Source organism: Vibrio sp. OPT18 (assembly GCF_015163615.1).
GTDB classification, from domain to species: domain Bacteria; phylum Pseudomonadota; class Gammaproteobacteria; order Enterobacterales; family Vibrionaceae; genus Vibrio; species Vibrio coralliirubri.
Map to the genome: position 1 here is coordinate 412,354 of NZ_JADDYK010000021.1, position 14,710 is coordinate 427,063.

At 43.0% G+C, this 14,710-nt stretch carries 10 protein-coding genes, 3 tRNA genes and 2 pseudogenes; 11 read left to right on the forward strand and 4 right to left on the reverse strand.

Annotated elements, in window-relative coordinates:
- Positions 1-64: 64 nt before the first annotated feature.
- The 4 genes from IQQ51_RS04180 to IQQ51_RS04195 all read right to left on the reverse strand — a co-directional run bounded on the left by IQQ51_RS04180 (position 65) and on the right by IQQ51_RS04195 (position 2,534).
- Positions 65-140, reverse strand: a tRNA-Gly gene (locus tag IQQ51_RS04180).
- A gap of 46 nt (positions 141-186) precedes the next feature.
- Positions 187-260, reverse strand: a tRNA-Cys gene (locus IQQ51_RS04185).
- Positions 261-326: 66 nt separating this feature from the next.
- Positions 327-413, reverse strand: a tRNA-Leu gene (locus IQQ51_RS04190).
- Between the two features lie 324 nt (positions 414-737).
- The gene (locus IQQ51_RS04195) at positions 738-2,534 is read right to left on the reverse strand and encodes a citrate lyase ligase (protein WP_193840452.1); all 1,797 of its coding nucleotides are present in this window, start codon (positions 2,532-2,534) and stop codon (positions 738-740) included.
- A gap of 360 nt (positions 2,535-2,894) precedes the next feature.
- Here IQQ51_RS04195 and IQQ51_RS04200 point away from each other — a divergent pair, with 360 nt between their 5' ends.
- From IQQ51_RS04200 to IQQ51_RS04245, 11 genes and pseudogenes are all read left to right on the forward strand, one after another.
- On the forward strand, positions 2,895-3,410 hold the full coding sequence (locus IQQ51_RS04200; RefSeq protein ID WP_193840453.1) for a sigma-70 family RNA polymerase sigma factor: 516 nt from the start codon (positions 2,895-2,897) through the stop codon (positions 3,408-3,410).
- A 1-nt stretch (position 3,411) separates the two neighbouring features.
- Complete coding sequence (locus IQQ51_RS04205; RefSeq protein WP_193840454.1) at positions 3,412-4,347, forward strand: FecR domain-containing protein; 936 nt, start codon at positions 3,412-3,414, stop codon at positions 4,345-4,347.
- Positions 4,348-4,421: 74 nt separating this feature from the next.
- On the forward strand, positions 4,422-7,544 hold the full coding sequence (locus IQQ51_RS04210) for a TonB-dependent receptor (RefSeq protein WP_193840455.1): 3,123 nt from the start codon (positions 4,422-4,424) through the stop codon (positions 7,542-7,544).
- 188 nt (positions 7,545-7,732) lie between these two features.
- Positions 7,733-9,055 carry a PKD domain-containing protein gene (locus tag IQQ51_RS04215; protein WP_193840456.1) on the forward strand — a complete coding sequence of 441 codons (1,323 nt, stop codon included), beginning with the start codon at positions 7,733-7,735 and terminating at the stop codon, positions 9,053-9,055.
- Positions 9,056-9,246: 191 nt separating this feature from the next.
- Positions 9,247-10,626, forward strand: a complete 1,380-nt coding sequence (locus IQQ51_RS04220; RefSeq protein WP_193840457.1) for a PKD domain-containing protein — start codon at positions 9,247-9,249, stop codon at positions 10,624-10,626.
- Between the two features lie 146 nt (positions 10,627-10,772).
- Positions 10,773-11,501: a Slam-dependent surface lipoprotein gene (locus tag IQQ51_RS04225; protein ID WP_193840458.1), complete on the forward strand. Its 729-nt coding sequence runs from the start codon at positions 10,773-10,775 to the stop codon at positions 11,499-11,501.
- Positions 11,502-11,555: 54 nt separating this feature from the next.
- Positions 11,556-12,113 carry a tetratricopeptide repeat protein gene (locus tag IQQ51_RS26625; RefSeq protein ID WP_228012665.1) on the forward strand — a complete coding sequence of 186 codons (558 nt, stop codon included), beginning with the start codon at positions 11,556-11,558 and terminating at the stop codon, positions 12,111-12,113.
- Positions 12,114-12,172: 59 nt separating this feature from the next.
- Positions 12,173-13,042: a surface lipoprotein assembly modifier gene (locus tag IQQ51_RS26630; protein ID WP_322632734.1), complete on the forward strand. Its 870-nt coding sequence runs from the start codon at positions 12,173-12,175 to the stop codon at positions 13,040-13,042.
- Positions 13,043-13,187: 145 nt separating this feature from the next.
- Positions 13,188-13,994, forward strand: coding sequence for a tonB-system energizer ExbB (gene exbB, locus IQQ51_RS04235; protein ID WP_193840459.1), 807 nt, complete (start codon positions 13,188-13,190; stop codon positions 13,992-13,994).
- A gap of 1 nt (position 13,995) precedes the next feature.
- A pseudogene (locus IQQ51_RS04240) lies at positions 13,996-14,423 on the forward strand (biopolymer transporter ExbD).
- Positions 14,424-14,428: 5 nt separating this feature from the next.
- Positions 14,429-14,710, forward strand: a pseudogene (locus IQQ51_RS04245) (energy transducer TonB); the annotation flags it as partial.

A 14,710-nucleotide genomic window follows, 5' to 3' on the forward strand; every position in this document is an offset into this window, starting at 1 on the left:
TGATACCGATTACTGAAAAGTAAAACACCATCTTAATGTCGAAATGAATCAACATTACAAAATTTGGAGCGATACATCGGGTTCGAACCGATGACCTCAACCTTGGCAAGGTTGCGCTCTACCAACTGAGCTAGTATCGCATTTTCATTCTTAGTATCTCTTAACTTATCAAAATAAGAGAAAGAATGGAGCCGCCTCCCGGAGTCGAACCGAGGTCCACGGATTTGCAATCCGCTGCATAGCCACTCTGCCAAGGCGCCTTTAATAGTGATTTAAGAGAACAACTCTTTGTTCATCACTCTACTCAAAAGTAGAAACTAGATAGATGGTGCCCCGGGCCGGACTTGAACCGGCACAGCGCGAACGCCGAGGGATTTTAAATCCCTTGTGTCTACCAATTCCACCACCAGGGCAACGCAATCTTGCGATGCTGATTACTGAAAAGTAAAAACACCATCTCTCAGCGACCTAAGCCTTGAGAACGAGGTGTACTTTAACGGATGGAAAAAATTCGTCAACAATAAATTTTATCTTTTAATTCAAGTGATTAATTATCGAACTTTAGAGATTGAAATTACTACAGATTGCACAAACTGCACACACAACATCTTGGATACACAGGCTAATTCGACATCGGATTATCTGTTGGATTAAACTACAGCTACCAAATTCGAATAAGAAAGCCAGTCAACTGACTGGCTTTTGTACAGAAAAGTAGCTTGAAAGCGAGTCCAAACTTAATAATTTTCTTTTAAAAATTGATACGTGGGCTTAGGCACTATTGCTTCTATACTGCTGAAATCTCTACTAGCTAAAAACTCCCTAACTTTAGAAGCACTAATCACATCGCCATTCGTTGCAATTCGGTCAATAATATCAACCTCAATACCGTACTCAGGAAGTACCTCTTGCATTTTTTCATTATACTGTTTGGTTATCATACACTTAGGCTCATCACCCAAGAAAATCTTAGTAATGTTAAGCGTTTTGGCTATATACTCACAGAAGAACCATGCTTCCATTGAAGCGTCTGCTTTGGCTTCTGTGGTGTCTTTATCGAAGTAATCTGGGTAAGTTAGCTCTGTACAGATAAACTTGCCTCCTCGGAGCACCGTGACATTCTCTAGGTGCTTAGTGCTCACTGTGACTAAATGAAGACGATCTTCGAACTTAAAGAACGATTTGTCTTCTTCAATGACAAAAACAAATAACTTATCAACATTACGAGAAGCATGTTCCAGCAAGTGAAGGTGGCCTTTAGTAATAGGGTTACAGTTCACGGCTACGCTGCCCACTTTTAGCTCAGCATCAGGAACATGGCTTTCCAGCAAAGATAAATAGCTTTTCATCTCGCACGATTCAAGTGCTTCTGCAGTTTTCTTATATAAGAAATACTTCAGGTTATCTAATACTTGATACATTGCTTGAGAAGCTTGAATATTAGAACTCGCGAAGGAGTTTTTATTAAAGTGGTCGAGTAAGAACCTATTGACAATAGATTTTGATAATATTTTATTTCCTTGAGGTGAGAAATGACAATGATATTTTGCTAGGTCAACAAAAAAGTCCACCCCTCTATCAAAACTATTAAGGTCTAGCTTATATATATCTTCACCATCAAACCTATTGAACTCATCATAGTCAAAAAATATAACTACATCACCACTTTCAATATTAGTTTGAATCATATTATTCATAGCCAACAACAAGTTCATGCCATGAACACCATAGTTCTCGACTTTTATATCGCTATAGTGATCATTTAGTTCCTTCTGTATTAAGCTTACAATGGTATCGTCGTCACTAGTCCCAACTGAGTACGTAGTTGAAGTACCGAAACACAACACCTTATTCTTGTAATTATCAGGTTGACCCACAGTTTCTCTCAAACCATTTTTAACTGATACGTAAGAGTTTTGCATGTCACCCAATAAAACTTTGGTTGCTTTGATAACGGGAGGTCGATAGTCAAACAATTCATCAAATCGAACGTTATCGTAGCTCTTGTATACACTCTTTATATAACTAGGAGGGTTGTTTTTCTTGCTCCACTTAGGGCGTTCTTTATTATAAAGGTCTATATTAGACAATAGTTCCTTTTCCGTTTCAGAAAGATTGTTTAATTCTTTACCTTTACCAGAAAGAGAAATAAGCAGAGGTGTTGCACCCTTACTTCTAACATAATCCTTAATAAATTTTATCTTGTCAAAATCATATACACTATCATCAATACATCCTAAGATAGGAATAATGTCTTCAGATTGTTTATTTGATGCGTTTAGTTTTAGGTTATCACTACTCTCAAAGTCATTAGTTAGTATATATAAATTTTTTAATACATAATAATATTCAGGGTTTTCACCTAACTCATAGACTTTTTTCGCGTGAAATATTGCACGTTTATAATCGCCTAGTCTACAATATAATCTAATTAGCTTAATATCACTTGTAATTTTATGGTCGCTATTACTTAATAGGTTTTTAGCAATATATTTAGCGATTCTCAGCCTAATTGACAAGTTATCAACTTTCATTCCACTACCTAACATACATCATACATCATACATCATACAAATATTTGGGATGGCTATGATTAGCCAAAGGTTCAAAAGTAGCACATATTAAATCAGTAGTTTGTAATGAAATGTAATCTTTTGTATTGCCATAACTTACTGATATTACAGTTAATAACTGAAGAAAACTTTTCACCAACTGTTACTTTTTTTCACATTTAACACAAAGGCTACACAAACACTTCTTTTAACCATTGAGACGTTGGTATTGCGTTCAAAATCGAGTTTTATAAAAAACATGTAGCACATTAGAAAATTTCTGATATATTCAGCGCCCTGATGATAATAATTATCATTAAGCTTAGTGGGGAGTATCAGGGAATGACCGTAGCGAGCAACAACACCTCACACAGCGTGGATCAAATGTACCAAGAACATCACAGCTGGTTATCGGTGTTTATTAAACGACGCTTGGGATGTCCTGACACTACGGCTGATCTGGTTCAAGATACTTATCTTCGCTTGTTAACCAGAGGTAAGTTGCCTGAATACAGAAATTCAAGGAAGTACCTGACTCATATCGCTAAAGGGTTAGTGATTGATCTATATCGAAAACGTCGTGTGGAAAGTGCCTATTTAGAGCTCATCGAGCAAGAACCATCTCTCGTCGCTAGCTCTCCGGAAGACCACACCATAGTGGTTGAAGCACTTGTTGAAATCGATAACCTACTCCACAAGCTGCCAATCAAAGCTCGCCAAGCACTACTCATGAGGCAGCTCGAGGGCAAGAGTTACAAAGAGATCGCATTTGAACTTAAAGTTTCAATATCATCGGTTGAAAAGTACGTAGCTACAGGCCTTCAAGGCTGCATGTTAGCCATGCTTAACGAGGGTTAAGATGCAGCAATTACCACCTGAAACCATAGAGCAAGCATCGGTTTGGATGGCACGTCTTTGGGCTGATGATGCCACGCAACAAGATCATGACTCGTTCGAATGTTGGCGGCTTGCCCACCCAAATAACGCCTTAGCATGGCAAAAGTTAGAACTGCTACAAAGTAAGTTTTGTGCCATTCCTAAAGGCAAAATCAGCAAGCAGGTCTTGACGCGTAAACCACCGAGAGTCAGCCGTCGCGAATTCTTATCCATAAGCACGCTTTCGTTCGTCGCATTAGGTTCAGGCATGGCGATTTACAGACCAACGCCAACAGGCACTGAATACTCTACCGCGACTGGCGAAATTCGTTCAATGACACTGTTCGATGGCACGCAATTAGCGATCAACACCGATTCCAAATTGTTTGTCGATTTTGATAATCATCAGCGCGATATTCATATCGAACGCGGCGAAGTCATGATCACCAACACACATCACCACAGCCCATTAACAGTTTCTACTTCGCAAGGTTTAGTATTGCCCATCGGAACCCAATTCAGTATCCGCGAGCACGTCGATACCACTCAAGTCTCTGTCTATGAAGGTGAAGTCGAAATTCAACCTATGCTTGGGATGGGGAAACCGCATCTTTTTGCAGGGCAAACTACACACTTCAATCGCCGCACAGTATCGCAGCCAAACCAGACCCAAGATTCAGACATGCTTTGGCTCGAGCATAAAATCATGGCACAAGCGACACAGCTCAAAACCTTCATCAACGAATTAAGGCGTTATCGACGCGGCATCATCAACGTCGATGCCAGTGCCGCGGCACTCAAACTTACCGGTGTGTTCTCGACCAAAGATATTGATAAAACCTTACACAATATCAGCCATATACTACCTATAAGAATCCATTACCGTACCCCTCTTTGGGTCACCATCACAGCCAAATAAAATTTTATTACGGATTTCTGATTCTTGTTCGGTGTATCTGACAGTCAGTTAGAAATCCCGATAAGGAAATTACGGTGCCAAATGCCAAGCAGCGCTCGCTACTCTCCAAACTTACCACGATAAAACTCGGTGTCGTTATATTGAGTTTTCCTGTTGCTTCCAACGCTGCAGAAGACCACCAATATAATATTCCAGCAGCCACTTTAGACAGTGCTCTCAACCACTTTGCCGTAGAATCGGGTATCGAATTTTATCTAGACTCGTCACTCTCTTCAGGGCTCTATAGCCAAGGTCTAGTCGGCCAATACGACAACGAACAGGCGCTGTCTATGTTGTTGACCAATACCGGTCTGCAAGCACAAAAACAGTCTGATGGTGTTTATTACCTAGTACCAATTACAGACTCGATGACACTCGATGCTATTCAAGTTCGAACCCATTTTGATGACTCCTATCAAAGAGACACTGACGGTGAAATGGATGTGTACGACAAAGACGTAGCAACCGCTTATCTCGGAAAAGAAGAAATCGAACGTTTCAAAGGTACCAGTGCGGCGGATCTGTTCACTGGCATCGCGAATACACACAGTGGCGAAGCACGAAATGGCGGTGGCAGTATCGACCCGAACGTACGTGGTGTACAAGGCTTTGGTCGTGTACCTGTAGTTATCGATGGTACTGAACAAGGTATTTCAGTGTATAACGGCTATCGTGGTTCATCGAACAGAAACTACATTGACCCTAACCTCATCGGCAGTATGACTGTTTATCAAGGTGCTCAGTTAAACTCAGAGATCAATACCTCAACAGGTGGTGCAGTTAAAGTTACGACATTGCAACCGCAAGATATCGTTGAAGAAGGTGAACAATTTGGTATTGAGTTAGTTGCCGAAAGCAGCAGTAACTCAATCGAGCCAAACAAAGCGCGACTGCATACCGGAAAACGTTGGCAAGATGTCCCAGCTTATGCCGAGTTAGGTGGTGTTCCACTGTACGACGCCCCAGAAGTTCGCTTCCAAACCAGAGACAACAAAACAGATAATCCCTTCAATGGAGAGGACATCGCCTACCGCCTCGCACTCGCCGGAATCGAACCAAAGTTTGACTGGTTAGCCGCATACGCATACCGAAATCGAGGTAACTACTACTCAGGTACCAGCAAAGCTGACTTCTACTCGAAACCATTTGACAATGACTCGAGTGACCAAGTCGCGGGGCGAAATCCAACCTTAAGACCTGAACACATGGCACTGGTCCACTACCCTGGCCACGAAGTACCCAACACATCGGCTGAAATGGAATCAGCACTATTAAAAGGTACAATCAATTTCAGTGATTACTACAAACTGCATGCCAGTATCCGATACACGGAAAGCACTCACGGTGAGATATTGGCGAGTCGTTCAGACTACCGAAATTCTGATGGACTCGCTCAGTGGCCGCTTGCCAACGCAAAAATGCAAGCCTACACCCTGAAATTTCGAGCTAATCCTGAACAAGATTTGCTAAACCTAAGCACCAACTTATGGCTGACAAAAACAGATTCCCGCAGCAATACTGGTTATGGCTTCCCTAACTTCGTCAACTACAAAAGCGATACGCCTGATATCATCATCAACACGTCAGTCGTTAACCGTGATGAGCAAAGGTACGGATTCGATTTCAATAACAAGATGCTACTAACAGACTCTATTGATATGACATTGTCCGGCAGTTACATGATGCACGAATTGAACCCTAAAGAGGGACTAGCCAACCTTATCGATTTCTATGGTGGTGCAGTCCGTGCTGGTGAAAGAGAAGAATACAACGGCGCAGTAAAGATTGAATGGCGACCACATGACTCCATAGTGTTAGATTCTGGTGTCCGTTACATCTCTTACAATGCGACAGATTACTATATAGAACATCAAGTAAACTCTGGCGACATTAATCCTCTGAAGGAGTACAAGAAAGACGGCTACCAATTAACTTATCAAACGCTAGAGGCCTATGCACCTGAAGAAATCGCGCAAAATGTAGCAAACGCAAAGCATGAGGTGAGAGTCAATTTCACACAACAAAACCTCAATACTGAGATAGATAGATTGCAAAACTTGATCGTTATGTTCCCTGATCAAGCTAATGAGTACCAAAGTCAGCTAGACGCACGACAATCAGAACTCGCTAATTTCGATGCTATATTGCAACAGAAGCTACAAACCGAAACCGAATCGGCGGAAAATCAAACCACTTTCATCGAGCACCACGCATCCAGTTGGTTAACCAATAGCGATAACGAACTCGATCTGGCAAGCAATGCTTGTCGTATCGCAATGCAACAAGAAAACTACATCGAAGGCAGTTGTAAGGCCAAATCGCTTGAGACTTCTGAAGAATACAACACCCAATACAAGACCAGTGGTAGCGGTTGGATGCCTTCTGTCACAGCCACATGGCTAATCAGCGATAACAGCCGAATTTACACCCGTTACGCTGAGACTTTACGTTTCCCAAGCCTATTTGAAAGTACCAGTGGGTTCAGTAGCAACCCTGTCGCAAGTGCTCCTCTACAACCTGAGCGCGCCAAACTGTACGAAACGGCTTACATTCATTACTTCGACAATGCGAGCTTTAAGCTGACCTATTTTGATCAAACAATTGACGATGTAATGGACAGAGATCGCGACAGTTATAACTTCACAAACCTAGATAGCCAACGAACTAGCGGTATTGAGATCAACGGGCAGTTTGATAACAGCGATTATTTTGGCGATGCCTCAATTGCTTACAATTTCCGAAACGAAGTTTGTGACAGAAACTCAGCCGCTCAAGGTTATATAAAAGATGTGATTTTAGGAAGTACCCCATCCGAAGAAACTTGTGTTCGTGGCGGATTTTCAGAAGGAAGCTTTCTTGCGGCCCATGCAGCACCTGAATATACAGGCAGTATTTTGCTAGGCACTCGTTTCTTTGATACCGACTTAGAAACAGGCGTACGTACAAACTATGTTTCCGCAAGTCATGAAGATGAACTCATAAAAAGAACAGAGGTCATTACTTATGATGCCTACGTTAAATATGCCTTCACAAAGAAACTGAGTGCTGAGCTGATTGGTAATAATCTATCTGATGTTTATTACTTAGATACAGGCTCGGTATCAGGTATGCCCGCTCCGGGCCGAACATTAACCTTCAAATTAAGTGGTAAGTTTTAATAACAAGACCACCGACATTGCCTTTCAGACTCGTTCGGAATCAAACGTATTGATCAAAACCATAATAAAACGCCTTTCTGGGCGTTTTTCTTTACGGGTTTCTCATCTTAATTCGGTATACCCAATGAAATTGACATTTGCATGGCTGATTTCAAACAGCTTTGCCACTCATGATTAGGAAAAAATACATGACTTCAAAACTAAAATGGACCTTACTTGCTGCCGCTATGCCAGCGCTTATCGCATGCGGTAGTGGGAGCAGCGACAGCAGTTCAGACTCTTCAAACAACGCAACTGTAGAAAAATCTTATGCCAAATTAGGTAAGCGTGTGCGCTTAGATGCAACCCAAGGTTTAGATACCTACAACGAAAACATGACTTTCGAATGGAAGATCACAAGCAAGCCTGATGGCAGTAACGTCGCACTTAACGCTAACAAGGCCATTGCACCTTATTTCACTCCAGATGTTGTTGGCGATTACACATTTGAATTAGAAAGTGCAGTATCAGGCACTTCAAGTACCACAAAGCAAACCATTGAAGTCACTGACGCATCACAAAACGTGGTGCCAATCATCGATATTGCGACACCACCAAGTGTTGCGCTAACCAAATCTATCGAAATTCCGTCTAACGCCTTCGATCTTGATGGCGATGTGTTAACTTATCAATGGGCGCTTTTATCAACACCGGATAATGCGACAATAAAACTCACGGGCAGCGGAACATCGACAGCAGTACTACTGTCTAACACAGTCGGTGACTACAAACTGAAATTAACAGTAAGCGACGGTTCCGAGAGCGTTAGCCAAGAAGTTACTGTGTCTTATTCAGCAGAAAACGTTGCTCCTGTCGCTAATGCGGGTGGCGTAAAGTCTTTAGAGATTAGAGAAACAGCAACCTTAGATGGCAGCGGTAGCTACGACGGCAATGAAGATGCGATTACGTACACGTGGAAACTACTTTCTACACCGGAGAACAGTACGGCTGAACTTTCAGATTCAGCAGTCGCGAAACCAGATTTCACACCCGACCAAGTGGGTGATTACCTCTTCTCGCTGACTGTAAATGACGGTGAATTCACCAGCGAAGCCGATATGGTTCGCTTTAGCGCGAGTGCCGCAGGCAGCAGCGAAATCATCTTTACCTTTGGAGATGAAAAAACAGTACATGCCCTACCTTACACACCGACGCCGATTGCCCTAGATAAAACCATCACAGGTGATGCACCCGAATACGTTCTGGTGGGAACTTATACTCTAGAGGCGGTTGGTAAGGACTACACAATTAGTGAAATTACTGAGATGGACTTCAGAGGTGAAGATTATGCACCGAAAATGACAGGGATAGAACTAAACCAAGTCCTACATGCAGGGGATGTGGCTTACGTGAAAATGTGGGCAAAACCGACGGCTGGCGCGCGAACCAACATTGTATATTCGTTCATCCTTGATAGTGATTTCACAAACTACATGGGCGTTGCTTACGACTTAAGTGCTGAGGCGAACTAAGTTCACTGCCTTCCAAGCTAAAGACTCTAGATTCCAAATTCAAATCATTAGTCTCCAAACTAAACCTACGAAAAGCGCGAACATTCGCGCTTTTTTTTATTTTTGGGTTGCGGGTTTCTCTTTCTTAAACGGTATAGCAAGGAAAGGCAAAAAACGATGACTTAACATTCTAATCTCGACGGTGTATTACAATGCATGGCTATACTTACAAGTTTCCAATAATTCTCTCTTTCGCTTTCATTACGGCGTGTAATGAAAGCGCTTCTGATTCATCGCCGACAAGCGACCCGAATAATCAAACTCCGATCGCTATCGCTGGCATCAATCAACAAGTTAAAGTTAATCAAGCCGTCCACTTAGACGGCACGCGCAGTGTTGACTATGACAACGACCTCATCTCTTATTCGTGGTCATTCTCAGAAAAACCCGCAGGAAGCGAAGCTCAACTTTCCAGTTTAGAGGCCATCAAACCGACTTTCTTTGCGGATCAAATTGGTACGTATTATCTCTCGTTGGTGGTCAACGATGGCCAAGTCAACAGCCGTCCAAATCAAGTGAAAATAGTGGCTAAACCCGACCAAGACAACTCGCCACCGGTGGTCTCTCTTACCCCAGCGTACAGCTCTTCCCTATCTCAATCAGTCAAACTGTTTGACACATCCACGGATGCTGACGGCGATGAACTGTACCGTCAATGGCAAATTATCAACCAGCCAGACGGGAGTCAGCCGAGCCTCAGTAAATATGAGGGCAAATACCCCGACTTAACCGCTGATGTCGCGGGTGACTATGTGGTGGAATTAACCGTCACCGATGGTTTCTTATCGACCAAGGCAACCACGACCGTCACCTTTACTGAAAACCATCAAAACCGACCTCCAACTGCTAATAATAGCCAAGCCATGTTGGCCATTGAAGGTATGACGGTTTCTTTAACTGCCAGTGAAAGTTATGACCCGGACTGCGACCCGCTCACCTTTAATTGGTATTTTGTGTCAAAACCGCAAGGGAGCAATGCAACTATTGTTAACCCTAGTGCTGAAACCACAAGCTTTGTTGCCGATGTGAGCGGGCAATTTGCTGTCAATGTCGAAGTAAGTGACGGCGAGTTCACCGATTTACCTGGCAGACCTACATACGTGCGCGTTGCTTCGTTAAATGGCCCACACGCAAAAATCTTTCTGAGAGACGAAACCGAACCTTTACTTCTACCTTTTGATGACGAGAAGAGCATAGATTTGACTGGTGATACTGGACAAGTACCTGAATACTATGCATTAGGGTCCTATACGTTTGAAGCCGTTGAAAAAGACATTACTCTTACCGTGACTTCCTTGACTGACCTTAAAGATATCGTACAGCCCATCATAAGAACCCCTTTTGGTGAGCTCGCTAAGTCTGATGTTTATGTGATTCCAGCAGGTACCCGTGAAACCCTGACTGTGCTTTCTCCCCCAACCCAGAGCAAACTCACTCGAGTGCTTTTCGAATTTGCCTGGAGTTTAAACGGGCCCAACGATTTCACATATATAGAGCGTGTTGGCGGCGACTACAATTTCATTAGCCGATAAAATTTTATTAAAAAATGCGATTTTCTATTACGGTTTTTTCATTCTTAAACGGTGTAATAGTTGAAAGCAAGCACGATATCTGTCGCGCGCACCGGATGTTGGGTTTGCTTTCTGTACTTACCATTCTCAATTTAAAAGGAATCAAAATGAAACCAGTTCAACTTTCATGGATCGCGGCTGCAATGATTGGCCTTAGCCCACTTGTACAAGCAGGTTTTGATGGCGCGATTAGCGACGACTCTCTACGCCAGGTTGGTGAATCTGAAGTTTACGTCCCACTGTTTCACTCAAAAGGTAAAGCCGGCATTGGCAGCTCAACAGGTAAGCGTGTCGATTTCGAAGGTCTAGCAAATAATATTTTCAGCGGTGCAGAACGAGATGGCGTTTACACTTCTGGTAGTAAACACTTTGGCTCAACACACTACAACTTTGCGCAAGCGGCTAACCAAGACGTTTGGTTTGGCGAGTGGTATGAAGGAAGACAAGATAAAGATTACAACAACCGCACTGTTTACTATGTAGGCGACAATACTGGTACCACTGTGCCTACTTCAGGTACCACGACGTACAACATTACTGGTATTAACCACTTTAGCGGTAGTAACCAACTTGCAGGCACGTTTACTGCTGATTTCGCTCAACAAACACTAACAGGCGACATTGCTAATGCGTCTCTATCTATCAATGTGGATAGCACGATTGATGCAGCAAGCGCTTCGTTCAATGGTACGGCAACAGCTAACCAAGCAGGTGTGACAACCCAAGGTATTTCTCAAGGTCACCTCTTTGGCGCAGATGCGGCAACACTTGCTGGTATTGCGACTTTTGCTGGCAACTCTGATCTTGATACTGCATTCGGCGGTGCAAAACAATAATCACCTTCAATGACTAAGAAGCAGCTTTGGCTGCTTCTTTTTAATGAGCACCACATGAACTCCAACACAACTCCATTTATACGTTGTCTACTATTGTCTTGCGTATTTTCTTCACCTCTTTCTTGGTCTCAAGACACGGATACACAGTTTCGTATTGAACAACAAGACGCCCTGTCGGCTCAAAACAAAGAACAAGCAATACTTGAAGAAGAGAACCAGCGCGAAGCAAGCTCCCCAAAACCAGCCCAAACTGAATACCAGATCGACACAAACGATGTGAATCAAGTTGCGAAAGCTCTTCATCTTGCTGTTCGTTATCGTCAATGGGTGCAAGCTAGCCAGTTACTGGAAATCTATCGACATTTTGAACAGCCTGACCCACTGTTACTGAAATACGCTGACGGCGCAATCTCTCGAGCTAAAGGTGATCTGGAACACGCGCAACTCGCATTCGAAAATGCATTAGCCTTACAACCCAATTTTATGCCCGCTCAGTTAGAGCTAGCACGAGTCTTGTTTGAAAGTAACCAAAACCGAGATGCGCTCAATCTATTCAATCAAATCAAATCAAATCAAAAATACCCTCACAAAACCCGAGAGCTGCTGGTGTAATTCGAACCATCGACAGCTTTACGCAAGCGCTTATTGCTCGCGACAGCTGGAACGGTTCTGTGGCAATTGGCGGTTCTTTTAATGATAACTTAAACAGCTCTTCTGAATCCTATACCTGCCTAGTGACATCCAACACAGGTCAGTGTGTCTTTGACCGTGTCACGCCTAAAAAAGAAAAAGCATATGGGGTCGATTTTGAGGCGAGTATCAATAAACGTTACTCTTTGTCTCGACACCACGGTATTCATTTACAAGGCCTAACTTATGGCACTAACTACGGGAACAACAGTGATTACAATGAACATACCTCTCGAATCGGCTTCGGGTACAGTTTTCATGACCGCCTCAACAAAGTATCAATCGGCCCCTCTTTTGAACTAAGTCGTTACGCGAACAGCTCTGTTTATTTCAGCTCAGGGGTCAAGTTAGACTGGCTTAGAACAACCAGCCAAAACAGTGCCCTTAAATTCGAGTTCAAAGTCGACTATCAAGACTACATCCCAAGTGTACTCAGCTATCAAACAGACTGGCAGCTGGCTTCGTATCTTACTTATTGGTACCAATTCAATCATGACCTACTGTTCTTCGGTGGCATAGACTGGACAAGTAAACAGAACAAAGAACAAGTCCATGCTTACGAGCTTTATGGCGGTAAAATTGGCTTGAATTCAGATGTGATTCCTTGGGTTGACCTGACACTTTTTGGATCGTTTAGACATCGTGACTACCAAGGCTTCAATAGCATTCTGAGTGAAACGCGTAGAGATCAAGAGCAAAATTACGCACTCTCTGCTGCGCTAAAAGATATCAAGTTATTCGGTGTTACCCCTTCATTGGTTTGGAATCATAAAAGAATCAAAAGCAATGTTGATTGGCTCTACACCTACCAGCAAAATGAGATCACTATCAAGTTCACTAGGCGTTTTTAAAATAATTAAAATTTCTTTACGGTTTTTTTAATTTCATTCGGTATAGGTAGCGACAACGTGGAAATTTATTCCACCAGCCTAATTCAATCCCTAGGGAGTGATACCTAATGACAACGCTTTTTTTCGTATCGCGTCAGTATTTTTAATGCTGACGTTTTCCCGTTATTCTTTGAGTGATACGTCGATTCAACCTATCTCCGATACTGTGGTCTCAAACCAACAAATTGCCCCACCTTCAAATCCATTGATCACCCACGATCTTTCACCGATGGGAATGTACCATGCTGCAGATTGGGTGGTTAAATCGCTTATGATCGCTTTATTAGTCGCCTCCATTTTGAGCTGGGCAGTTTTCATTACTAAGCAGATACAGCTAGTTCTCGCTACGAAAAGAACTAAGCAACTATTAGCAACCTTAGTGACCGCAGACACTCTTCAACATGCGGAATCCGCTCTTACACTACAAACAGGACAAGAAGTCTCCGTTGTGACCGCTGCACAACACGAAATCTATATGTCCGGTCAAGGTCCTGCGACTCATAACGGCATTAAAGAACGCGTTCAATTAAGACTTGAGCGAGTTCAAGCAGAGTTAACCCGAGACATGACTTCACTGACGGACATTTTGGCAACCATAGGTTCAGTTAGCCCATTCGTCGGCCTATTTGGTACGGTTTGGGGAATTATGAATGCGTTTATCGGTATCGCGAAAGCCAAAAGTACGACGCTTGTAGTTGTGGCTCCTGGTATAGCTGAAGCACTACTCGCAACAGCGATCGGTTTGGTTGCCGCTATTCCTGCGGTGATGATGTATAACTATTTTTCTCGACGTATTGGACACTACAAAGCACTCCTAGCAGACGTGTCTGTTGCGACCATGGTACTTGTTAGCCGAGATTGTGACTGCGATACTAACGAAGAGACGCCATCACAACTAAAGCAGGTGGTGTAATATGGGATTTCAAACATCTTCAGACAGCGATGAACTGGTAGAAAACCACGATATCAACGTGACACCTTTGGTTGATGTTATGCTCGTTCTACTCATCATTGTGATGGTAGCAGCACCATTGGATTGGCTACCGTTAATGTGCCCGTCGATCTGCCTTCATCTTCTGCTGAAGCCACACCTTTACCTGATGAACCTTTGTTCCTTACCGTTGGTAAGGGGCTAGAGCTAACATTCGGTGAGGATAAAGCTTCAACGTTAGAACAGCTACCATTTGATCTTCCGCTACTTATCGAGGACCAAAATCAGAGAATTTATCTAAGAGCTGACAAAAGCATTACCTATGACGAACTCATGAAAGTCATGAACACACTTGTACGCGCCGGATACAGCCAGATTGCGCTCGTTGGTTTAGAAACGCCTCAGGGGTAATAAACATGAGTATTTTTGCCACCTTAAAGGTCAGATCACGTAAGCCTCGTCAACCTTGGTTTGTCGTCGGTTTTGCATTGAGTGTTGCCCTTCACTTATCTGCACTTGTTTATTACCTTTGGACACCTGAGTACGATTTTGCTCCGCCTCCGCAAGCAGCACCCATTAAGGTTACGATTGTTGCCCCTCTTGCGATGGCAAAAATGCAAGTAGAAGATACGGAGATAGGCGAAAATCAACCTGAGATAGTTCAAGAGCAGATAATTCAAGCTGCAACGGTTGAGGAG